General features: G+C 67.5%; 19 protein-coding genes. 11 read left to right on the top strand and 8 right to left on the bottom strand.

Annotation, left to right across the window (positions count from 1 at the left end):
- Nucleotides 1-107: 107 nt before the first annotated feature.
- Nucleotides 108-935, top strand: a complete 828-nt coding sequence (locus TL10_RS17725) for a tRNA (adenine-N1)-methyltransferase (RefSeq protein WP_043986630.1) — start codon at nucleotides 108-110, stop codon at nucleotides 933-935.
- Here TL10_RS17725 and TL10_RS17720 read toward each other — a convergent pair.
- The 3 genes from TL10_RS17720 to TL10_RS17710 are packed head-to-tail and all read right to left on the bottom strand — an operon-like array spanning nucleotide 932 to nucleotide 2280.
- The gene (locus tag TL10_RS17720) at nucleotides 932-1222 is read right to left on the bottom strand and encodes a DUF503 domain-containing protein (RefSeq protein ID WP_043393887.1); all 291 of its coding nucleotides are present in this window, start codon (nucleotides 1220-1222) and stop codon (nucleotides 932-934) included. The two genes, TL10_RS17725 and TL10_RS17720, sit on opposite strands and share 4 nt — an antisense overlap.
- A 7-nt stretch (nucleotides 1223-1229) precedes the next feature.
- Nucleotides 1230-1757 (bottom strand): lipoprotein LppK, encoded by a 528-nt coding sequence (lppK, locus tag TL10_RS17715; protein ID WP_043393135.1) that lies wholly within the window; start codon nucleotides 1755-1757, stop codon nucleotides 1230-1232.
- 16 nt (nucleotides 1758-1773) lie between these two features.
- Entirely contained in the window at nucleotides 1774-2280 is a 507-nt protein-coding gene (locus TL10_RS17710; protein ID WP_043393137.1) for an MTB12 family secreted protein, read from the bottom strand.
- Nucleotides 2281-2447: 167 nt separating this feature from the next.
- Here TL10_RS17710 and arc point away from each other — a divergent pair, with 167 nt between their 5' ends.
- Complete coding sequence (gene arc / locus TL10_RS17705; RefSeq protein ID WP_390892783.1) at nucleotides 2448-4286, top strand: proteasome ATPase; 1839 nt, start codon at nucleotides 2448-2450, stop codon at nucleotides 4284-4286.
- A 55-nt stretch (nucleotides 4287-4341) separates the two neighbouring features.
- Here arc and TL10_RS17700 read toward each other — a convergent pair whose 3' ends face one another.
- Complete coding sequence (locus tag TL10_RS17700; protein ID WP_043393141.1) at nucleotides 4342-5526, bottom strand: hypothetical protein; 1185 nt, start codon at nucleotides 5524-5526, stop codon at nucleotides 4342-4344.
- 42 nt (nucleotides 5527-5568) lie between these two features.
- On the opposite strand from TL10_RS17700, the gene dop reads away from it, so the two are divergent.
- From dop to prcA, 4 genes are all read left to right on the top strand, one after another.
- Nucleotides 5569-7077: a depupylase/deamidase Dop gene (dop, locus tag TL10_RS17695; RefSeq protein WP_043393143.1), complete on the top strand. Its 1509-nt coding sequence runs from the start codon at nucleotides 5569-5571 to the stop codon at nucleotides 7075-7077.
- Nucleotides 7078-7151: 74 nt separating this feature from the next.
- Nucleotides 7152-7346: a ubiquitin-like protein Pup gene (locus TL10_RS17690; protein ID WP_043393146.1), complete on the top strand. Its 195-nt coding sequence runs from the start codon at nucleotides 7152-7154 to the stop codon at nucleotides 7344-7346.
- Nucleotides 7343-8215, top strand: coding sequence for a proteasome subunit beta (gene prcB / locus TL10_RS17685; protein WP_043986629.1), 873 nt, complete (start codon nucleotides 7343-7345; stop codon nucleotides 8213-8215). The genes TL10_RS17690 and prcB overlap by 4 nt, the downstream gene beginning before the upstream one ends.
- Entirely contained in the window at nucleotides 8215-8970 is a 756-nt protein-coding gene (gene prcA / locus TL10_RS17680; protein ID WP_043986627.1) for a proteasome subunit alpha, read from the top strand. Before prcB ends, prcA begins: the two co-directional genes overlap by 1 nt.
- Here the strand turns inward: prcA and TL10_RS17675 are convergent, their stop codons facing one another.
- A complete protein-coding gene (locus TL10_RS17675) occupies nucleotides 8971-9579 on the bottom strand; it encodes a TetR/AcrR family transcriptional regulator C-terminal domain-containing protein (protein WP_043393153.1) in 609 nt (202 codons plus the stop codon).
- A gap of 83 nt (nucleotides 9580-9662) precedes the next feature.
- Between TL10_RS17675 and TL10_RS17670 the strand changes: the two genes are divergently transcribed.
- The 3 genes from TL10_RS17670 to TL10_RS17660 all read left to right on the top strand — a co-directional run bounded on the left by TL10_RS17670 (nucleotide 9663) and on the right by TL10_RS17660 (nucleotide 12198).
- Nucleotides 9663-10646, top strand: a complete 984-nt coding sequence (locus TL10_RS17670) for a nitrilase-related carbon-nitrogen hydrolase (RefSeq protein WP_043986625.1) — start codon at nucleotides 9663-9665, stop codon at nucleotides 10644-10646.
- Nucleotides 10643-11668, top strand: coding sequence for an agmatine deiminase family protein (locus TL10_RS17665; protein ID WP_043986624.1), 1026 nt, complete (start codon nucleotides 10643-10645; stop codon nucleotides 11666-11668). Before TL10_RS17670 ends, TL10_RS17665 begins: the two co-directional genes overlap by 4 nt.
- Nucleotides 11669-11760: 92 nt before the next feature.
- On the top strand, nucleotides 11761-12198 hold the full coding sequence (locus TL10_RS17660) for a VOC family protein (protein ID WP_043986622.1): 438 nt from the start codon (nucleotides 11761-11763) through the stop codon (nucleotides 12196-12198).
- On the opposite strand, the gene TL10_RS17655 is transcribed toward TL10_RS17660, so the two are convergent.
- Genes TL10_RS17655 through gabT form a run of 3 tightly spaced genes read right to left on the bottom strand, consistent with a single transcriptional unit; the run spans nucleotide 12185 to nucleotide 17607 of the window.
- Entirely contained in the window at nucleotides 12185-14767 is a 2583-nt protein-coding gene (locus TL10_RS17655; protein ID WP_052506450.1) for an NAD-glutamate dehydrogenase domain-containing protein, read from the bottom strand. The two genes, TL10_RS17660 and TL10_RS17655, sit on opposite strands and share 14 nt — an antisense overlap.
- Before the next feature lie 48 nt (nucleotides 14768-14815).
- Nucleotides 14816-16270 (bottom strand): NAD-dependent succinate-semialdehyde dehydrogenase, encoded by a 1455-nt coding sequence (locus TL10_RS17650; protein WP_043986621.1) that lies wholly within the window; start codon nucleotides 16268-16270, stop codon nucleotides 14816-14818.
- Entirely contained in the window at nucleotides 16267-17607 is a 1341-nt protein-coding gene (gene gabT / locus TL10_RS17645; RefSeq protein WP_043986620.1) for a 4-aminobutyrate--2-oxoglutarate transaminase, read from the bottom strand. Before gabT ends, TL10_RS17650 begins: the two co-directional genes overlap by 4 nt.
- Nucleotides 17608-17787: 180 nt before the next feature.
- On the opposite strand from gabT, the gene TL10_RS17640 reads away from it, so the two are divergent.
- Nucleotides 17788-19518: a biotin carboxylase gene (locus TL10_RS17640; protein ID WP_234711473.1), complete on the top strand. Its 1731-nt coding sequence runs from the start codon at nucleotides 17788-17790 to the stop codon at nucleotides 19516-19518.
- A 47-nt stretch (nucleotides 19519-19565) separates the two neighbouring features.
- The gene (locus TL10_RS17635; protein ID WP_043986619.1) at nucleotides 19566-20750 is read left to right on the top strand and encodes a serine hydrolase domain-containing protein; all 1185 of its coding nucleotides are present in this window, start codon (nucleotides 19566-19568) and stop codon (nucleotides 20748-20750) included.
- The last annotated feature ends 16 nt before the right edge of the window (nucleotides 20751-20766 follow it).

The following is a 20766-nucleotide window of genomic DNA, read 5'->3' as shown; positions in this document are numbered from 1 at the left end:
TTGGCTCCTCGCTGGCGGCACTCATATCAGCAGCTTAGGCGGGGGCGACGACAAAGTTGCCGAACCCCGGCCGTCCGCCGGGACGGGTCGGCTGGCAGGCTGGCCCGGTGAGAATCACCGGACCCTTCACCGTCGGCGACCGCGTCCAACTGACCGACGCCAAAGGCCGGCACTACACGATGGTGCTGGCCACGGGTGGGGAGTTCCACACCCATCGCGGCATCGTCGCCCACGATTCGGTGATCGACCAGCCCGAGGGCAGCGTGGTGAAATCCACCAACGGCGACCCCTTCCTGGTACTGCGTCCGCTGCTGATCGACTACGTCCTCTCGATGCCGCGCGGCGCGCAGGTCATCTACCCGAAGGACGCCGCGCAGATCGTGCACGAGGGCGACATCTTCCCCGGCGCAAGGGTTTTGGAGGCCGGCGCCGGCTCCGGGGCGCTGACGTGTTCGCTGCTGCGGGCCGTCGGACCGGGCGGTTCCGTGACCTCCTACGAGGTCCGCGACGACCACGCCGTGCATGCGGTGCGCAACGTCGAGACCTTCTTCGGCGAGCGGCCCGAGAACTGGAACCTGGTCATCGCCGACCTCAACGACTACGACGGCGGCGAGGTCGACCGTGTGGTGCTCGACATGCTCGCGCCGTGGGACGTGCTGGAGACGGTCTCGAAGGCGCTGGTCCCGGGTGGCGTGCTGATCGTCTACGTCGCGACCGTCACCCAGTTGTCGAAGACGGTCGAGGCGCTGCGCGAGCAGCAGTGCTGGACCGAGCCGCGGTCGTGGGAGTCGCTGCAGCGCGGTTGGGACGTCGTCGGCCTCGCGGTGCGTCCGCAGCATTCGATGCGTGGACACACCGCGTTCCTGATCAGTGCCCGCCGGCTGGCGCCGGGCGCCGTGACGCCGCAGCCGCTGCGCCGCAAGCGCAACATCTAGTCCTCGCTGCTGACCAGACCTCGCCGCACGGACAACAACTCGATCTCCGGTCGGGCCGCCACCTGGCGTTCGGCGGCGTCGAGCACGTCGACGACGAAACTGCGGTGGGACGCCACCACGGCAACGCCGATCGATGCCCGACGGTGCAGATCCTGATTGCCGCTTTCAGCGACAGAGACGGACAACTTCCGAAGTTCGGCGATGATCGGCCGGACCACCGAGCGCTTCTCTTTCAGCGAGTGCACATCGCCGAGCAACAGGTCGAACTCCAACCACCCGACCCACATCGACAGCTCAGCGACCCGGGGTGGTCGCGCCGCCCGGCCCACCCGGTTGGCCGACCTTCAGCAGCAGGGTGGCGGTTTGCCGATTCAGCTGCCACGTATCCCGGATGGGACTGAACTCCATGGGGAACGTGAATTTGTTGTCCGGTGCGGCGACGGAACTGATCGTGATGGTGGCGATGATGTCGCCCGGCTGGCCGGCTGACCACAGCAGCTCGGTGGCCGTCACGTTCATCGGATTGAAGCCGTTGTCGCGCAGCGCTTTGGTGAAGCTGTCCAGCCCGGCCTGATCCTCGGCGGTGCCGTATTGGATCAGCCCGATCTTTTGTGCCGAGGGCACCGCCGGGTCGGCGATCTTGTACAGCACCGCGGTGAGCGCATCGGGCGGCGGCAGCGGCGCGGCCGCCGGCGTCTTGGCGTCGGTGGTCAGCAGCGAACGGGGCATCGGGTCGGCCGGCGGCTCGACGTGTTCACTGCACCCGGCCAACCCGATCGCCGCCACGACGACGGCGATCAGGGTCCCTCGGGTTGACTTCACCGGTTGTTCCTGGTGCCTACTTCACCGACGACAGCAGGGCCATGGCAGACCCCTTGGACAGCTGCCAGCCGGTCGGGCTGGGGCCGGCGACGAAGGTCAGCGGCTGGGCTGCAGTGGCTCCGGTGGCGGCGGTGGCTGTGACGTTGGCCGTCGCGGTGCCGTCGCCGAGGTCATCGATGTCGGCAACGGCGAAGCTCATGGGGAACACGCCCTGCTTGACGGCGTTGCTGTACGCCCGGTCGGCGGTGATGGCCTCGAGTCGGCCGACGCCGCCCTGGATGTAGCTGCCCTTGGACCCGGCGAAGCTCCCGGCGGCCGTCAGACCGCTGAGCGTGGACACCAGCGACGCCTGCAGGCCCGGCGCGGGGGCCTGGGGCAGCGGCACCTGGCGGACGACCGGCGCGACGGCCGGTGACGTGCCAGCGGTCAGGCCGGCCGGCTGAGACGCCACAGTCGTACCGACGGCTGCTGCACCTACGAGGGCGGCGGCTGCCATGCCGGTGACGAGGGATTTGACGATCACTGCGGTCCTTTCGATGAGCCCGACTTGGGTATGAGGTTAACAGCGCGGTCAGAGCAACACCCGTGTGTCGCGATTCCTTGAACGCCCATGAATGACGGATGGCCGGTAGCGTTGAGGTATCCGCCGCACCAACTTCCGGTGCGGGAAAGGAGCGCAAGATGTCTGAAATGGATCGCCCGGACGCCTTCGGCAACCCGGGCATACCTCGTCAGAACCCCATGTCCAGCACTGATGCGGCCGAGTTGGCGCGGCTTCGCAGTGAAACGGCGGCGTTGCGCGAGCAGCTCACGAACGCGGCCGCGGCGCACCGCGGACCGCGCGATGTGCAGCAGCTCGAAGCCCGAATCGATTCGCTGACGACTCGCAACGGCAAGCTGATGGACACCCTCAAAGAGGCGCGACAGCAGTTGCTGGCGCTCCGCGAGGAGGTCGATCGACTTGGGCAGCCGCCCAGCGGCTACGGCGTCTTGCTGCTCGCTCACGACGACGACACCGTCGATGTCTTCACCTCCGGGCGCAAGATGCGGTTGTCGGTGTCGCCGAACATCGAGGTGTCCGAACTCAAGCAGGGCCAGACCGTCCGTCTCAACGAGGCGCTGACGGTGGTCGAGGCCGGCTCGTTCGAGGCGGTCGGCGAGATCAGCACATTGCGCGAAATCCTGAACGACGGAAAGCGTGCCCTGGTGGTCGGCCATGCCGACGAGGAGCGCATCGTCTGGCTTGCCGAGCCGTTGGTCGCGCTGGAGTTCCTCGATCCCGAGGTTGCCGAGGTGCTCGAGGGTGTCGACGACCTGGCCGACGAGCGGGCGCGCAAGCTGCGGCCGGGTGACTCGCTGCTGGTCGACAGCAAGGCCGGGTACGCCTTCGAACGGATTCCCAAGGCCGAGGTCGAGGACCTGGTTCTCGAAGAGGTGCCCGACGTGAGCTACGAGGACATCGGCGGCCTGACGCGACAGATCGAGCTGATCCGCGACGCGGTGGAGCTGCCGTTCCTGCACAAGGATCTGTACAAGGAGTACTCGCTGCGGCCGCCGAAGGGCGTCCTGCTCTACGGCCCTCCTGGTTGCGGCAAGACGCTGATCGCCAAGGCCGTCGCCAACTCGCTGGCCAAGAAGATGGCCGAAATCCGTGGTGACGACGCCCGCGAGGCCAAGAGCTACTTCCTGAACATCAAGGGCCCCGAGCTGCTCAACAAGTTCGTCGGCGAGACCGAGCGGCACATCCGGCTGATCTTCCAGCGCGCCCGTGAGAAGGCGTCCGAAGGCACCCCGGTGATCGTGTTCTTCGACGAGATGGACTCGATCTTCCGCACCCGTGGCACTGGCGTCAGCTCCGATGTGGAGACGACGGTTGTGCCGCAGCTGCTTTCGGAGATCGACGGTGTCGAGGGCCTGGAGAACGTCATCGTCATCGGCGCCTCCAACCGCGAGGACATGATCGACCCCGCGATCCTACGGCCCGGCCGCCTGGACGTGAAGATCAAGATCGAGCGGCCAGACGCCGAAGCGGCACAGGACATCTTCAGCAAGTACCTCACGGAGAACCTGCCGGTGCACGCCGACGACCTGGGCGAGTTCAACGGCGATCGGGCGCACACCATCAAGGCGATGATCGAGAAGATCGTGGACCGGATGTACGCCGAGATCGACGACAACCGCTTCCTGGAAGTGACCTACGCCAACGGCGACAAGGAGGTCATGTACTTCAAGGACTTCAACTCGGGCGCCATGATCCAGAACGTCGTGGACCGGGCCAAGAAGTACGCCATCAAGTCGGTGTTGGAAACAGGTTCGCACGGCCTGCGGGTGCAGCATCTGCTGGATTCGATCGTCGACGAGTTCGCCGAGAACGAAGACCTGCCCAACACCACCAATCCCGATGACTGGGCACGGATCTCGGGCAAGAAGGGCGAGCGGATCGTCTACATCCGCACGCTGGTCACCGGCAAGAGCTCGTCTGCGAGCCGTGCCATCGATACCGAGAGCAACCTGGGTCAGTACCTGTAGTCGCGACGAGTGTGAGGGCTGTGCACGCAAGACTTCGGAATTGCCTGCACAGCCCTCACACTCGTTTGCGGTCGGCGAGGTACCGGTCGCGGGCATCCAGCCGGCGTCGCAGACTGTCGACCTGAGGGTCGACAAACTCGGCCCGGTATGAGGCATCGGTCGTCGTACGCGCCGTGATGTACATGAACGTCAGCGCGCCCAGGAACAACGTCGTCTGGATCAGCGACTCCGGTATCGGCAGCGTCATGCCGAAGACGGTGCCGTCGGGAGCGCCGTTGTTGCGGGTCCATTCGGCGAGCAGTTTCGGGTCGATCAGGATCAGCCCGAGCACCAGGAAGATGAACGCGGTCACCAGGGCGACGATCAGCAACTGCAGCACCTGAGACATCGCCAGGACGAACACCACGTTGACCCGCTCGATGCGGGACAAGGGAACTCGCTGGCTGACGGCGGCCATGTCAGCGAATGGGGTGTCCGCCAGGACCTCGAGCTGGGCCTCGGGTGTGTCGGGCGTCGCGGCGGTCAGGATCGGGCGGACGCGGTCCACCGTCGATGCGATGACGAACGCCACCGCGATGAGCGCCAGGAAGCCCAGCGCGCCCCACAACCGGGCCCGGCTGACGATCGCGGCCATCAGCCAGACGTAGGTGTTGAAGAACACCAGCACGGTGAGCAGCATGACCGGCAGCGCCCGCACGAAGAGGGTGCCCATCAGCGAAAGGCTGTGCGCCGTCACGTCGAGGGCCCAGCCGAGGATCGATCCGATACCGGTCGCGGTGCAGGCCAGGATGACGACGATGATCAGCGCGACATAGACCAGATTGCCGCCGACTCGCGGGCCGGGGCCGCCGAACACCGCGCCGGCCAGGCACACCGCCACCGAGACCGCGGCCGCTGCGGCCCGGTTGCGCCACGACGAGATGAGCGACACTCGCCACCCCACGAGCATCGCGACCGGTGCCACCAACAGCACCAGCGCCAGGATGAACCAGTCGGTTCGCGTGGGCTGCCCGTCGATGTTGATGGTGTGCTGGCCGGTGACCGCCACCACGATGATCGAGTTGATCATGAACACCGCGAACCCGGCCAATGCCGGCGCGGAGCGTTGCCACAGCCGTCGCACCAGAACACCCGGACGCAGCACTGCCGGCAGGCCTCGGCGCAGAAACCAGGTCTCGGCGGCGACCCGGTCGGCTCGCGATGGCTTGTCCCGTCGCTTCGCTTGCCCAGATGTGGTCATGGGGCCAATCGTCGCGTATCGAGGCCGTCTAGTCTTGGCGCCATGCAACGGATCATCGGAACAGAGGTCGAATACGGCATTTCCTCGCCGTCTGATCCGACCGCGAACCCGATCCTCACGTCCACGCAGGCGGTGCTCGCGTACGCGGCGGCCAGCGGCATCCAGCGGGCCAAGCGCACCCGGTGGGACTACGAGGTCGAGTCCCCGCTGCGCGACGCCCGCGGCTTCGACCTGAGCCGCACCACCGGGCCGGCACCGATCGTCGACGCCGACGAGATCGGCGCAGCCAACATGATCCTCACCAACGGCGCCCGGTTGTACGTCGACCACGCCCACCCGGAGTACTCCGCGCCCGAGGTCACCGACCCGATGGACGCGGTCATCTGGGACAAGGCCGGCGAGCGGGTGATGGAGGCCGCGGCTCGGTATGTGGCCAGCGTGCCCGGCGCGGCCAGGCTGCAGCTGTACAAGAACAACGTCGACGGCAAGGGCGCGTCGTACGGCACGCACGAGAACTACCTGATGAGCCGGCAGACGCCGTTCAACTCGGTGATCGCCGGACTGACGCCGTTCTTCGTGTCCCGCCAGGTTGTCACCGGCTCTGGCCGGGTCGGTATCGGGCAGTCCGGGGACGAGCCGGGCTTCCAGCTGACGCAACGCGCCGACTACATCGAGGTCGAGGTCGGACTCGAGACGACGCTCAAGCGCGGCATCATCAACACCCGCGACGAGCCGCACGCCGACGCCGACAAGTACCGCCGGCTGCACGTCATCATCGGTGACGCCAACCTGGCCGAGACGTCGACGTATCTCAAGGTGGGCACCACGTCACTGGTCCTCGATCTGATCGAGTTCGGGCAGGCCGAGGGCATCGAGTTGTCCGATCTGGCGCTGGCCCGGCCGGTGCACGCGGTGCACGTCATCAGCCGGGACCCGTCGCTGCGCGCGACCGTGGCCCTGGCCGACGGCCGCGAACTGACTGCCCTTGCGCTGCAACGCATCTACCTGGAGCGGGTGGCCAAGCTGCAGGAGCGCCGCGACCCCGACCCGCGCGCCGACCACGTCATCGAGACCTGGGCGCACATCCTCGATCTGCTGGAGCGCGATCCGATGGAATGCGCGGAGCTGCTGGACTGGCCGGCCAAGCTGCGCCTGCTGGAGGGCTTCCGGCAGCGGGAGAACCTGACCTGGAACGCGCCGCGCCTGCACCTGGTGGACCTGCAGTACTCCGACGTGCGGTTGGACAAGGGTCTGTACAACCGGCTGGTGGCGCGCGGCTCGATGAAGCGGCTGGTCACCGAGCAGCAGGTGCTCGACGCGGTGGAGAACCCGCCCACCGACACCCGCGCCTACTTCCGTGGCGAGTGCCTGCGCCGGTTCGGTGCCGACATCGCCGCGGCCAGTTGGGACTCGGTGATCTTCGACCTCGGCGGCGAGTCGCTGGTGCGGATCCCGACGCTGGAACCGCTGCGGGGAAGCAAGGCCCACGTCGGTGCGTTGCTCGATTCGGTGGACAGTGCGGTCGAGTTGGTGGAACAGCTGACCACGTAACTGCTTGTGTTCCCGGGGAACCCGGGTGCGGACCGGTAGGGTGAAGTTAGATATCGAGCAATCAGGAGGCGTCGATGGCTCAGGAACAGACCAAGCGTGGCGGTGGCGGCGGCGAGGACGACGACCTCTCCGGCCCGTCTGGCGCAGGTCAGGAACGTCGCGAGAAGCTCGCCGAGGAAACTGACGACCTGCTCGATGAGATCGATGACGTGCTGGAAGAGAACGCTGAGGACTTCGTGCGCGCGTACGTCCAAAAGGGCGGCCAGTGACCCCAGCGTTCGGGCCTTTCTCTGATCGACTGGATGTCACCTCACCCCACCTGAATCTGTCCTCGTTTTCGGACTTTCTCGGCCGGCAGGCACCGCACCTGCTGCCGGCCGCGGACGTGAGGAGCAATTGGGCTTCAGCGGGTGATGCTGCTCGGTCGAGCGGTGCCGACCTGCCCCACGGCACGACGATCGTCGCGATCAAGTTCCCCGGTGGCGTGTTGATCGCGGGTGACCGGCGGGCCACCCAGGGCAACATGATCGCCAGCCGCGACGTGCAGAAGGTGCACATCGCCGACGACTACACCGCGACCGGTATCGCCGGCACCGCGGCCATCGCGGTGGAGTTCGCGCGGCTGTACGCGGTCGAGTTGGAGCACTACGAAAAGCTCGAAGGCGTGCCGCTGACGTTCCGCGGCAAGGTCAACCGGCTGGCCATCATGGTCCGCGGCAACCTCGCCGCCGCGATGCAGGGCTTCGTCGCGCTGCCGCTGCTGGTCGGCTACGACCTGGACGACTCCGATCCGGGCAATGCCGGACGCATCGTCTCGTTCGATGCCGCCGGCGGCTGGAACATCGAAGACGAGGGCTACCAGTCGGTGGGCTCGGGCTCGCTGTTCGCCAAGTCGTCGATCAAGAAACTGTATTCGCATGTGACCGATGCTGATTCGGCGCTGAAGGTCGCCATCGAGTCGCTGTACGACGCTGCCGACGACGATTCGGCCACCGGCGGACCTGATCTGACGCGCGGTATCTACCCGACAGCGGTGCTGATCGGTGCCGACGGCGCCGAAGAGGTCACCGAGGAGCGGATCGCCGCGCTGGCCCGGGAAGTCATCGCGAACCGGACGCGCGCGAGAGGTAATGGCTGATGAGCTTTCCGTATTTCATCTCGCCCGAACAGGCGATGCGGGAACGTTCCGAGCTTGCGCGCAAGGGTATTTCGCGGGGCCGCAGCGTCGTCGTGCTGGCGTACGACGGTGGCGTGCTGTTCGTCGCCGAGAACCCGTCGCGGTCGTTGCAGAAGGTCAGCGAACTGTACGACCGGGTCGGCTTCGCCGCGGTCGGCCGGTTCAACGAGTTCGACAACCTGCGCCGCGGTGGTATCCAGTTCGCCGATACGCGGGGTTACGCCTACGACCGGCGCGACGTCACCGGCCGCCAGCTGGCCAACGTCTACGCGCAGACGCTCGGCACGATCTTCACCGAGCAGGCCAAGCCCTACGAGGTCGAGCTGTGTGTGGCCGAGGTCGCGCATCACGGTGAGACGAAAGCTCCTGAGCTGTACCGGATCACCTATGACGGGTCCATCGCGGACGAGCCGCATTTCGTCGTGATGGGCGGTACCACCGAGCCGATCATCGCCGCGCTCAACGACTCCTATGAGGAGAACGCGAGCCTGGCCGACGCGGCGAAGATCGCCATCGATGCACTGCACGCCGGTGCCGGCGACCGGGTGTTGGGTGCAGCCACGCTCGAGGTGGCCATTCTCGACGCCAAGAGGCCGCGTCGCGCGTTCCGCCGGATCACCGGTGCCGCGCTGGATGCGGTCCTGCCGAAGCCCGAGGCGGAAGCCGAGTCCAAGGACGAGGCCAAAGCCGAGCCTGAAGGCGACGCCGCCGAGTAACTAGGACGGGACCCCCGCCAGTCCGCGCAGCAGTACCGCGATGCCGAATTCGAAGGCGTCGTCGGCGCGTTCGGGCTTGGAGCTGCCGGTGGCGAGTGCCGCCGCGAACTCTGGGCCGACTTCGGCGCCGGCCTGCCACGGTTCGTCGGGTGCGGCGACGTCGAGCGCCGAACCCAGGACGAACGAATCGATCAGCGTGATGGCGCGCAGGGTGTCCGCGGGGTCGAATCCGGCGCGGCCGAACGCGACCGCCAACACGTTGTACATGGTGAGGGCGTGGTCGCTGTTCACCGCGTGCGAGGTCAGCAGGGGGATGAGCCGCGGGTAGCGGGCGTAGCTCTGCCGGTAGGACCGCATGATGTCGGCGACGACGTCGGTCCACGGGCGGTGTGGGTCGTCGGCGGGCAGCGCGACCTCGGACATCGCCCGTTCGCGCAGCAGCTCGACGATCTGTTCGCGGCCGGCGACGTGGTTGTAGAGCGATGACGGACTGACCTTCAGCGCCCGAGCGAGTTCGGGGACGGTGAAGCCGCCGGTCTTGTTGACCAAATCCATTGCTGCACCGGTGATGCGATCCGTGGATAGCAGCGGTTTGGAGGGGCGGCCCATGGAATCTTTCTACTACCTCTTTACAAGCACGGGTACCTCGGGCCACAATTAAACGAATCGTATTCGTTTTAGGAGTCCAGCTGATGATCACCCTGACCGCCACCGCGCCCGAATCGCTGTCTCGCAGCACGGAGTCGACGCGACCGCCGGTGCGCGTCGGTCTGGTGCAGCACCGGTGGCGCCCCGACGCCGACGAGCTCGCCAAGGTCTTGCGCGACGGCATCGATCGGGCGGCCGGTGAGGGTGCCGCGCTGGTCTGTCTGCCGGAGATCACCCTGCTGCGGTACCCCGCCGACACCCCGGCCGGCCCGAACCCGGGCGATACCGCCGAAGACCTCCTCGAGGGCCCGACGTTCGCACTGGCCGCCGAGGCGGCCCGGGCCAACGGCATCTTCGTGCACGCATCGCTGTACGAAAAGGCGCCGGCCGCAGACGGTTTGGGCTTCAATACAGCCATCCTGGTGGCCCCGTCGGGCGAGTTGGCGGGCCGGACCCGCAAGATGCACATCCCGATCTCGGCGGGCTACTACGAGGACACCTACTTCCGCGCCGGCCCCGCCGAGGGCAACCCGTATCCGGTCTACGAGCCGGCGGGGCTCGGTGCCAAGCTGGGCATGCCGACCTGCTGGGACGAATGGTTCCCCGAGGTGGCCCGCAACTACTCATTGGGCGGCGCCGAGATCGTCGTCTACCCGACGGCCATCGGCTCCGAGCCGGTCTTTCCCGCCTTCGACACCCAGCCGCTGTGGCAACAGGTCATCGTCGCCAACGGCATCAACAGCGGCCTGTTCATGGTGGTGCCCAACCGAATTGGTGATGAGGGCGCCGTGACCTTCTACGGCTCGTCGTTCATCTCCGATCCGTACGGCCGGGTGCTGGTGCAGGCCCCGCGTGACGAGGAGGCGGTGCTGGTCGCCGATCTGGACCTCGACCAACGCCGCGACTGGCTCGAGCTGTTCCCGTTCCTGCTGACCCGGCGTCCGGAGAGCTACGGCGCGCTGACCGCACCTGTCGACGCGCAGCGCCCGTACGGCGCCGGCCATGAAGCCACCGCGGTGGTGAAATGACGAACTACGTGATGCCGGCGGAGAGTGCGCCGCAGGACCGAGTGTGGATGGCGTTCCCGTCGGAAGGTTATTCGTTGGGGGACAACGAAACCGAACACCACGAGGCCCGCTCGACGTGGGCGGCGGTGGCACACGCGGTGCTGGAGTTCGAACCGGTGACCGTGGTGGTGGACCCCGCCGAAATGGTGGTGGCGCGCCGCTACCTGTCCGCCGCGGTCGAGATCGTCGAGGCGCCGCTGAACGACGCCTGGATGCGCGACATCGGCCCGACGTTCGTGCATGCCGACGACGGTTCGGTGGCCGCGGTCGACTGGGTGTTCAACGGCTGGGGTGCCCAGGACTGGGCGCGCTGGGATCGGGACGCGAAAATCGGTGCCGCGGTTGCCGGTTGGGCCGGCGTCCCGGTGGTGAGTTCGGAGCTGGTCAACGAAGGCGGCGGTATCCAGGTCGACGGGCAGGGCACGGTGCTGGTCACCGAGACCGTCCAGCTGGACCCCGGCCGCAATCCCGGCGCCACCAAGGTGGACATCGAGGCCGAGCTGGCCCGCACCCTCGGTGCCACGCACGCTGTGTGGCTGCCGCGCGGCCTGACCCGCGATTCGGAGCGCTTCGGCACCCGTGGACACGTCGACATCGTCGCGGCCATCACGTCACCCGGACGCCTCCTGCTGCATGCGCAGCGGTCCGACGCACATCCGGACCATTTGGTGTGCAAGGAGATTCGTGAAGCTCTCGCCGACACTCGCGATGCCGCGGGCCGGCCGTGGGAGATCGTCGAACTCCCGGCACCGGACCTGTTGACCGATGCCGAGGGCTACGTCGACTACAGCTACATCAACCACCTGGTGGTCAACGGCGGCGTCATCGCGTGCGCCTTCGGCGACCCGCGCGACGCCGATGCCGCGGCGATCCTGGCTGAGCAGTACCCCGGCCGCCGGGTGGTCAGCGTCGATGCCCGGCCGCTGTTCGAGCGGGGCGGCGGCATCCACTGCATCACGCAGCACCAGCCGTCTCCGCGGTGATCTGATCTCAGCCATTTGGCTGCAAGCTCTACGGGTAGCAGCGATCCGCTGGAGCGGGTTTGAGCAGGGCCCTGCTGGGTAGCATCCACGGTATGGCCATCAAACTCGAGAATGTCGGCATCGCCGTGCGCGATCTTGACGCGACGATCGCATTTTTCACCGACCTCGGCCTCACGGTCGTCGGCCGCACCACGGTCAGCGGCGAGTGGACCGATACCGTCGTCGGCCTCGATGGCAACCACGCGAACGTGGCCATGCTCGAGACGCCGGACGGTCATGGCCGTGTCGAGCTCTTCGAGTACATCCATCCCGAGGCGAACCAGTCGGAACCCACCCGCCCCAACGACATTGGGATGCACCGCGTCGCGTTCTCGGTCGATGACATCGACGCGGCCCTCGAGATCGCCGCACGGCACGGATGCCACCCACTGCGTGGGGTGGCGACCTACGAGGACGTCTACAAGCTCACCTACGTCCGTGGGCCCAGCGGCATCATCGTGATGCTCGCCGAGGAGCTCAAGAAGAGCTGACCGCCATCAACCGGCTCACGGCCGCGCTCACCCGGTCGCGGTTGCCCGCGCCGTTACGCACCACCCACGACGTCAGGTGCTCGAGCAGTTCCCGGATCTCCAGCAGCGCCTGAATGCGCCCGCTCTCATCGGTTTTGCCGATCAGCACCTCGGACCACAGGGCGTCGAGATCGAGGATGTCACGCACCGTCGCGTAGGCCATGGCCACATCGGACGTGCTCACCGACAGGCGTTCCTGCATGCGGTAGATGGTGCCCGGGCCGACGCGGTTGATCAGCTCACCGGCCACCGAGGTCGCGACGATCTCGCGCCGCAGCGGGTGGTTCGCGATCTCTGTCTGTGCCTGCGCGGCAATGGTGGCCGGGAAGTACTGCTCCAGGCGGCCGACGAACATCTCGTGATCCGGGACATCGGAGGCCAACAGCTCCTGCGAGACCAGGTTCTTGGATTGCGCCAGCAGCACGGCGATTTCGGGGCGGGTGAGCCCGAGTCCGACGAGGCGGCGGCGATCCAGTTCCTGCTTCGACGGCAGCCCTTCGACGTCGGGGTCGACGCCGGCCTCGGCTTTCAGGTTGCTGATGAGCCTGACGTGCCGGTCCAGCAGTGAGCCGGCCTCGGCGGCGGCCATGCTGATCGCCAGGATCTGGTCGGCGTTGTCGGCCAGCACCCGCGCGGCCACGTCGTCGGTGGCACCGGCGAGCAGCGTATTGCGTTGTGCGGTGGCGATGTTGCCGGAGTCCAGCGCGATCTTGAGGTTGACCTCGAGGTCCGAGGTGGCGACGCCGGCGGCGTTGTCGATGAAGTCGGCATTGACCCGGCCGCCGTTCAGCGCGAACGCGATACGCGCCTGCTGGGTCAGGCCGAGGTTGCCGCCCTCGCCGATCACCTTGCAGCGCAACTGCGATGCGGTGACGCGCACCCGGTCGTTGGCCTTGTCCTGGGCGTCGGCATCGGTCTCGTCGTCCGCGCGGACGTAGGTGCCGACGCCACCGTTCCACAGCAGGTCGACCGGCGCGCGCAGGACCGCGTTGATCAGTTCGTCGGGTGTGCATTCGGCGGCCTTGATGCCGAGGCTCGTCCTGGCCTGCTCCGACAGTGGAATCGACTTGGCGGTACGGGGCCACACCCCACCGCCGGCCGAGATCAGCGCCGGGTCGTAATCCTGCCAGCTCGACCGGGGGAGGGCGAAGAGGCGTTCGCGCTCGACGAACGAGGTCTCCGGGTCGGGGTTCGGGTCGAGGAAGATATCCCGGTGATCGAACGCGGCCACCAGCTTGATGTTGCGGGACAACAGCATTCCGTTGCCGAACACGTCACCCGACATGTCGCCGATGCCGGCGACGGTGAACGGGTCGACGTCGATGTCGTGGCCGGCTTCGGCGAAGTGCCGGCGCACCGACAACCACGCGCCGCGGGCGGTGATGCCCATGGCCTTGTGGTCGTATCCGGCCGATCCGCCCGAGGCGAAGGCGTCGCCCAGCCAGAAGCCGTATTCAGCGGCAACGGAATTGGCCAGATCGGAGAATGTGGCGGTGCCCTTGTCGGCGGCCACGACGAGGTAGGCGTCGTCGCCGTCGGGGCACACGGTGCGGTCCGGGTGGCGTACCGTGCCGTCGACGATGTTGTCGGTGACATCGAGCAGGCCGCGGATGAAGGTGCGGTAGCCCGCTGCAGGATCAACGGAAGTGGGATCGGCCGTAGTCGACCGCAAGACGAAGGCACCCTTGGCGCCGGTCGGCACGATCGGGGCGTTCTTCACGGCCTGCGTCTTCATCAAGCCGAGCACCTCGGTGCGGAAGTCCTCGGCGCGGTTCGACCAGCGCAGCCCGCCGCGGGCGATCGCGCCACTGCGCAGGTGCACGCCCTCGACGGTGTCGGAGTGCACGAAGATTTCCCGATAGGGGACAACGGGTCCGGTGATGGACAGCCGCGACGAGTCGATCTTGAACGACACGTAGTCCTTGGGGGCGCCGTCGGGGCCCACCTGGAACCAGTTGGTGCGCAACGTCGCCGCGACGAACGCGTGCAGCGCCCGCTGGATCCGGTCGTCGTCCAGTGACGTCGCGGCATCCACCAGGCGCGCCACCTCGCGATCAGCCTGGTCGATATCGGCGGTGGTGTCCGGGTTGAACCGGGCGTCGAACAGTGCCAGCAGCGCGTTGACGAAATCCGGTGCCGCGACGAGGGATTCGATGATGTAGTCCTCGGAGAATCCCAGCCCCGTCTGCCGGACGAACCGGCACGCGGCGCGAATCAGTACGGCCCGGCGCCAGTCGATGCCGGCCGCCGCGATGAGCATCGCGTACCGGTCGACGTTCCAGCGCCCCGCGATGGCTGCCTCGAAGGCGTCCGCGATGAGGGCGAGGGTCGAATCGGGCAGCGACAGATCGCCGAACTCGTAGTAGTGCGCGGCATCATCGGCGTGGTGGTAGGAGGCGACGCGCAGGCCGAACCGCTCGAACGTCGCGCAGACGTCGGCCAGCAGCGGCGGCTGCCCGGGCCACTGGATTTGGGCGTGGTTGATGAGCCCGTCGGCGTCGAAAGACACCCGGGCAGAGGAATTCTGCATGGGAGGACTACTCCGGTCTATTTACTTGGAGGAGGGAGAGACGGAAAGTTATTGCAGCGCGATGTACTTGGTCTCGAGGTATTCCTCGATGCCCTCACTGCCGGCCTCGCGGCCGATGCCAGATTCCTTGATGCCGCCGAACGGCGCGGCGACATCGGAGATGACGCCGCGGTTGACGCCCACCATGCCGGCCTCGACCGCGTCGGCGACCCGCAGTGCCCGATCCAGGCCCTGTGTGTAGACGTAGGCCGCGAGGCCGTATTCGGTGTCGTTGGCGGCGTCGATGCCGGCCTGCTCGCCGTCGAATCCGATGATCGCGGCGACCGGTCCGAAGATCTCCTCGCGCAGCAGGCGGGCGTCGGCGGACACGTCGGCGAGCACGGTCGGCGGGTAGAAGAAGCCTTCGCCTTCAACAGGTTTGCCGCCGGTGGCCACCGTGGCGCCCTTGCTGACGGCGTCCTGCACCAGTTCGTCGACCGTCGCCCGCTGCTTGGCGGTGATCAGCGGACCGACCTGGCTGCCGGCCTGGTCGCCCGGGCCGGTGGCGAGAGCCGCCATGCGGGCGGCGAGCTTTTCGGTGAACTCGGCGCGCACCGCGTTGTCGACGTGGATGCGGTTGGCGGCAGTGCACGCCTCACCCATGTTGCGCATCTTGGCGGCCATGGCGCCGTCGACCGCGGCATCCAGGTCGGCGTCGTCGAACACCACGAACGGGGCATTGCCGCCGAGTTCCATCGAGGTGCGCAGCACCCGATCGGCGGACTGCGCCAACAGCTTTCGTCCGACACCGGTGGAGCCGGTGAAGGTCAGCTTGCGCAGGCGCGGGTCCGACAGCAGCGGGCCCGTCAGCCCGGCGGCATCGGTGGTCGGCAGGATGGACAGCACACCTTCGGGCAGGCCGGCGTCGGCGAACACCTGGCCCAGCAGCAGCATGGTCAGCGGGGTCTCGGCCGCGGGCTTGACGATCATGGTGCAACCGGCTGCCAGCGCCGGCCCGATCTTGCGGGTGCCCATGGCCAGCGGGAAGTTCCACGGCGTGATCGCCAGGGTGGGGCCGACAGGCTGCTTGGTCACCAGGATGCGGCCGTTGCCGGTGGGGGACTGGGTGTAGCGGCCGTTGATCCGGACCGCTTCTTCGGCGAACCAGCGCAGGAACTCGCCGCCGTAGTTCACCTCACCCTGGCTCTCCGCCAAGGGCTTGCCCATTTCCAGCGTCATGGTCAGGGCGAAGTCGTCGCGGCGCTCCATGACCAGTTCCCAAGCGCGCCGAAGGATTTCGGCACGTTCGCGGGCCGGGGTGGCGGCCCACGATGCTTGTGCGGCAACCGCTTCGTCGAGGGCGCGAGCCCCGTCGGCGGGTGAGGCGTCGGCGACCTCGATGAGGACGGCGTCCGTGGCCGGGTCGTGCACGGCGAAGCGTACGCCGGTCGACGCGGGCACCTGCAGGCCGCCGAGCCACAGCTCGGTGGGCATGGACTCGAGAAGCGTGGTGCGGTCGATCATCGGGCTGCCGCCATTTCGCGCACGATGGCGCCCAGTTCGGCGATGCCCTCGTCGAGCAGTTCGTCGCTGATCACCAGGGGTGGGAGCAAACGGATGATGTTGCCGTACGAGCCGCAGGTCAGGATGATGACGCCGCGCTTGAACGCCTCTGCCGCAATGGCTTTCGTGAGCACCGGATCCGGATCGTTGGTTCCCGGTTTGACGATCTCGATGGCCAGCATGGCGCCGCGGCCACGGACGTCGCCGATGACTCCGGTGTCCTTGAGGGCCTCCAGCTTCGGCAGTACGGATGCTTCGATGGCGCGGGCCCGGGCGGGCAGGTCCATCTCGGCCATGGCGTCGAGCGTGGCGAGTGCCGCGGCGCAGGCGACGGGGTTGCCGCCGTAGGTGCCGCCCAGGCCGCCGGGGTGGACGGCGTCGAGCAGGTCGGCGCGGCCGGTGATGGCGGCCAGCGGCATGCCGCCGGCGATGCCCTTGGCCATGGTGATGATGTCGGGGACGATGCCGTCGTGCTCGGAGGCGAACCATGCTCCGGTGCGGGCGAAGCCCGTCTGCACCTCGTCGGCGATGAACACCACGCCGTTGGTCTTGCACCAATCAACAAGCGTGGCAAGAAATCCCGGTGCGGGCACGATGAAGCCACCCTCGCCCTGCACGGGCTCGATGATCACGGCGGCCAGCGAGGCGGCGCCGATCTGGGTCTCGATGCGGCTGATGGCGGCCTTGGCGGCGGCTTCACCGGTCAGTCCGTCGCGGTACGGGTAGGACGCAGGCATCCGGTAGATCTCGGGTGCGAACGGGCCGAACTGCGTCTTGTAGGGCATGGCCTTGGCGGTCAGCGCCATCGTCATGTTGGTGCGGCCGTGGTAGGCGTGGTCGAAGGCGACGACGGCCTGCCGGCCGGTGGCGAGCCGTGCCACCTTGACGGCGTTCTCCACGGCTTCGGAGCCCGAGTTGAAGAATGCGGTGCGCTTCTCGTGATCGCCGGGGGTCATGGCGTTGAGCCGCTCGGCGAGTTCCACGTAGCCCTCGTAGGGGGTGATCATGAAACAGGTGTGGGTGAAGCGGGCGGCCTGCTGGGCCACCGCTGCCGCGACACCGGGATGCGATGCGCCGACGCTGGTGACGGCGATGCCCGAGCCCAGGTCGATGAGCGAGTTTCCGTCGATGTCGACGATGACGCCACCGTCGGCGTCCGCGGCGTAGACCGGTGCCGACGAGCTGACGCCGGCCGCGACGGCGGCCTGTCGCCGCGTCGACATCTCGGCCGACCGCGGACCGGGCAGAGCGGTCACGATATTGCGCTTCTGCGCCAGGCGATAGGTGATGTCGGTCATCGGTTGCTCCTGGTGATCGAACGGCTTGTGTACTGCCGATTCTGTTCCGTTCGAGTGCGAATGACTATGTCCATGATGTCGATTTGAAGGACGCCTCACGCGCCATTTTGTCGTGTGTGCGGCGACGCCTCCGAAACCACACTGTGAACACCGCCAAACCGACTCGACCAGGGGTGAACCGTGACCGAACCAACTCGCCGCACCACAGCCCGCGGCGGCCGCGCCGCGAAGGCCACGACATCGGCGAAGGCGCCGGTCAAGACCCCGATCAAGGCTCCGGCCAAGGCGCCCGTCAAGACCCCGGCCAAGGCGCCGGTGAAGCGGGCGGCCACTCGCGTTGCCAAGCCGGCTCCCGTCGTGCCGACGCCGGCGCCCGAGGTCAGCGTCGGGATGGACGCCGCATTCGCGTCGTCGCCGTCGACCACCGCACAGCCGCACCACTCGCGGCACCTGCGGAACATGTCGGAGGTCCGCCACTTCTTCCGCACCAATGACGTGCCCATCTACTTCGTCGGCGCCACCCCGTTTAACCTGCTCGGCCTGGACCGGTGGGTGCGCCGGTTCTCGTTCGTCACCTACTACGACGGCTGGGACGGTTCCCACCCGCATGTGTTCACCCCCCAGCACAAGCCGTACCGCGAGTTCGAGAGCGGCGAGGCCATCAACAACTGGCTGCTGCGCAATCCCGAGGTGCGGGCGCACATGCAGCGTGGCCTGGCGCCGGGGGTGCGGCCCAAGGTGGCCATGGTGTTCTTCGACGCCGAGACCGAGGCCATCTGTGCCGAACTCGGCTACGACCTGATCCTGCCGCCGGCCGCGCTGCGCGAGCACCTGGACTCCAAGCTCGTCACCACCCGGCTGGGCAACGAGGCCGGCGCGCCGAGTGTCCCCAACGTGCTGACCAACGTCGACGACTACGAGCAGCTCACCGCGGCGGCCGAAAAGGCCGCACTGGGCAATGAACTCGTCGTCCAGACGCCCTACGGTGACTCCGGCAAGACCACGTTCTTCATCTCGTCGGAAGCCGACTGGCGCAAGCACGCCCAGCACATCGTGGGCGAGGACATCAAGGTGATGCGCCGGATCAACAACCGGCCTGTCGCCGTCGAGGCGGTGCTGACCCGGTGCGGCACCGTCGTCGGCCCGTTCATGAGCGAGCTCACCGGCTACGCCGAGCTGACCCCGTATCGCGGCGGTTGGTGCGGCAACGAGATGTACTCCGACGTGCTGACGCCCGAACGTCGCGCCGCGGCAACCCAATTGGTGCGCCGGCTCGGTGACCGGCTGGCCGCCGAGGGCTACCGCGGCTACTTCGAGGTCGACGTCCTGGTCGACACCGATGACGGCGAGGTGTATCTGGGTGAGCTCAATCCCCGGATCAGCGGGGCGACGTCGATCACCAACGTGACGGCCGGTGCCTACGCCGACGTGCCGCTGTTCCTGTTCCACCTGTTGGAGTACCTGGACGTCGAATTCGACCTCGACGTCGACGAGATCAACGAGCGCTGGGAGCAATTGGCGTCGGCCGACGTGTGGAGCCAGATGGTGATCAAGGAGACCAGCGATACGGTCGAGCAGCTGGTCGGCACGCCGGCGACCGGGCACTACGCACTTGATGCCAACGGCGCGTTGGTGTTCCGCCGCGCCGCCCTGGACTGGCATCAGTTGCAGGACGAGTCCGAGGCCTTCTTCCTGCGGATCTACCCGGCCGGTGACTACCGGTGGAAGGGTGCCGATCTGGGCGTGCTGGTCACGAAGGGTCGGCTGCAGTGGGATGCCGCGCAGGGCGGCACCGCGCTGACCATCCGTGCTCGCCACCTGATCGACTCGATCCGGGCGCTGTACCGCGGGGTTCCGTTGGCGCAGTCCGCGTCGCCGGCTGTCGTGGGCGGGAGCGTGAAGTCACTATGATGAAGCCATCGCGCCGGCTCACTCGGCGTCGTGCGACAGGAGCGGCCGTGCTTGGTGCAGACCCGGGCCGCACGCCGTCGGCGATTTCACTGGCGAACTGGCAGTCCGCCCCGCACCTGCACTGGTCGTTCCAGCATGTCGCTGAATTACTGCCCACCGCAACCATTTCCCGTGGTGCGGGACCGGTCGCAACGCTGCCGCCGGCTCACTCCGATGTGGCTGCTGTTGCGATGACGCTGCCCGACGGCACGCCATCGACGGTCGGGCAGGTCATGGCGTCGACCGCCACCGACGGCTGGATCGTCACCCATCGCGGCCGGGTGCTGGCCGAGCAGTACTACGGCGGCATGCAGCCCGACACGGCGCACCTGCTGATGTCGGTGAGCAAGACGCTGATCGCCGCGGTGGCCGGTGCGCTGGTCGGTTCCGGAGCGCTCAACGTCGACGCACTCGCGTCCGATTACGTTCCGGCGCTGGCCAACTCCGGCTACTACGGGGCGACGGTCCGGCACCTGCTGGACATGCGCTCGGGCATCGCGTTCTCCGAGGACTACCTGGACCCGGCCGCTGAGGTGCGGGTGCTGGAACAGGCGATCGGCTGGTCACCGCGGACGTATCCGGACGTCCCGGCCACCATGTACGACTTCCTGCTCACGCTGCGGCAGAAGGTGCCGCACGGTGGACCGTTCGAATACCGTTCCTGCGAAACCGATGTGCTGGGCTGGGTGTGCGAGGCCGCGGCCGGCACCCGGATGTCGGAGCTCATGTCGCAGTTGGTGTGGAGCCGCCTCGGCGCCGCTCACGACGCGAACATCGGCATCGACTCGATGGGCAGTGGCATGTTCGACGGCGGCATCAGCGCCAGCCTGACCGATCTGGTCCGCTTCGGCACGCTGTACCTGAGCGACGGTGTCTCGCTGCTGGGCGAGCAGGTGCTACCCGCCGCCTGGATCGCCGATACCCTTGTGGGAGGGCCGGATTCGCGCGAAGCGTTCGCCTACAGTCCGGGCGACAACCGGATGCCCGGCGGCATGTACCGCAACCAGGTCTGGTTCCCGTATCCCGGCAACGACGTGCTGCTGTGCCTGGGTATCCACGGTCAGATGATCTACGTCAATCGCCCGGCCGGAGTGGTGGCCGCCAAGCTGTCGAGCTGGCCGCTGCCGCAGCACGCGCACATGCTGTTCTCCACGCTACGTGCGTTCGATGCGGTGTCCGCCGAGCTGCTGTGACGCGGGTATGACGCCG

The organism is Mycolicibacterium llatzerense (assembly GCF_000878195.1).
Lineage (GTDB): Bacteria > Actinomycetota > Actinomycetes > Mycobacteriales > Mycobacteriaceae > Mycobacterium > Mycobacterium llatzerense.
This window is presented reverse-complemented; position numbering and strand designations above follow the sequence as displayed.

What these genes read in the sequence shown, in the direction of transcription:
- TL10_RS17720 (WP_043393887.1), bottom strand. Translation starts at nt 1,222, where the DNA reads ATGTGGGTCGGGTGGTTGGAGTTCGACCTGTTGCTCGGCGATGTGCAC.
- arc (WP_390892783.1), top strand. Translation starts at nt 2,448, where the DNA reads ATGGATCGCCCGGACGCCTTCGGCAACCCGGGCATACCTCGTCAGAAC.
- TL10_RS17700 (WP_043393141.1), bottom strand. Translation starts at nt 5,526, where the DNA reads ATGACCACATCTGGGCAAGCGAAGCGACGGGACAAGCCATCGCGAGCC.
- dop (WP_043393143.1), top strand. Translation starts at nt 5,569, where the DNA reads ATGCAACGGATCATCGGAACAGAGGTCGAATACGGCATTTCCTCGCCG.
- TL10_RS17690 (WP_043393146.1), top strand. Translation starts at nt 7,152, where the DNA reads ATGGCTCAGGAACAGACCAAGCGTGGCGGTGGCGGCGGCGAGGACGAC.
- prcA (WP_043986627.1), top strand. Translation starts at nt 8,215, where the DNA reads ATGAGCTTTCCGTATTTCATCTCGCCCGAACAGGCGATGCGGGAACGT.
- TL10_RS17675 (WP_043393153.1), bottom strand. Translation starts at nt 9,579, where the DNA reads ATGGGCCGCCCCTCCAAACCGCTGCTATCCACGGATCGCATCACCGGT.
- TL10_RS17670 (WP_043986625.1), top strand. Translation starts at nt 9,663, where the DNA reads ATGATCACCCTGACCGCCACCGCGCCCGAATCGCTGTCTCGCAGCACG.
- TL10_RS17665 (WP_043986624.1), top strand. Translation starts at nt 10,643, where the DNA reads ATGACGAACTACGTGATGCCGGCGGAGAGTGCGCCGCAGGACCGAGTG.
- TL10_RS17660 (WP_043986622.1), top strand. Translation starts at nt 11,761, where the DNA reads ATGGCCATCAAACTCGAGAATGTCGGCATCGCCGTGCGCGATCTTGAC.
- TL10_RS17655 (WP_052506450.1), bottom strand. Translation starts at nt 14,767, where the DNA reads ATGCAGAATTCCTCTGCCCGGGTGTCTTTCGACGCCGACGGGCTCATC.
- TL10_RS17650 (WP_043986621.1), bottom strand. Translation starts at nt 16,270, where the DNA reads ATGATCGACCGCACCACGCTTCTCGAGTCCATGCCCACCGAGCTGTGG.
- gabT (WP_043986620.1), bottom strand. Translation starts at nt 17,607, where the DNA reads ATGACCGACATCACCTATCGCCTGGCGCAGAAGCGCAATATCGTGACC.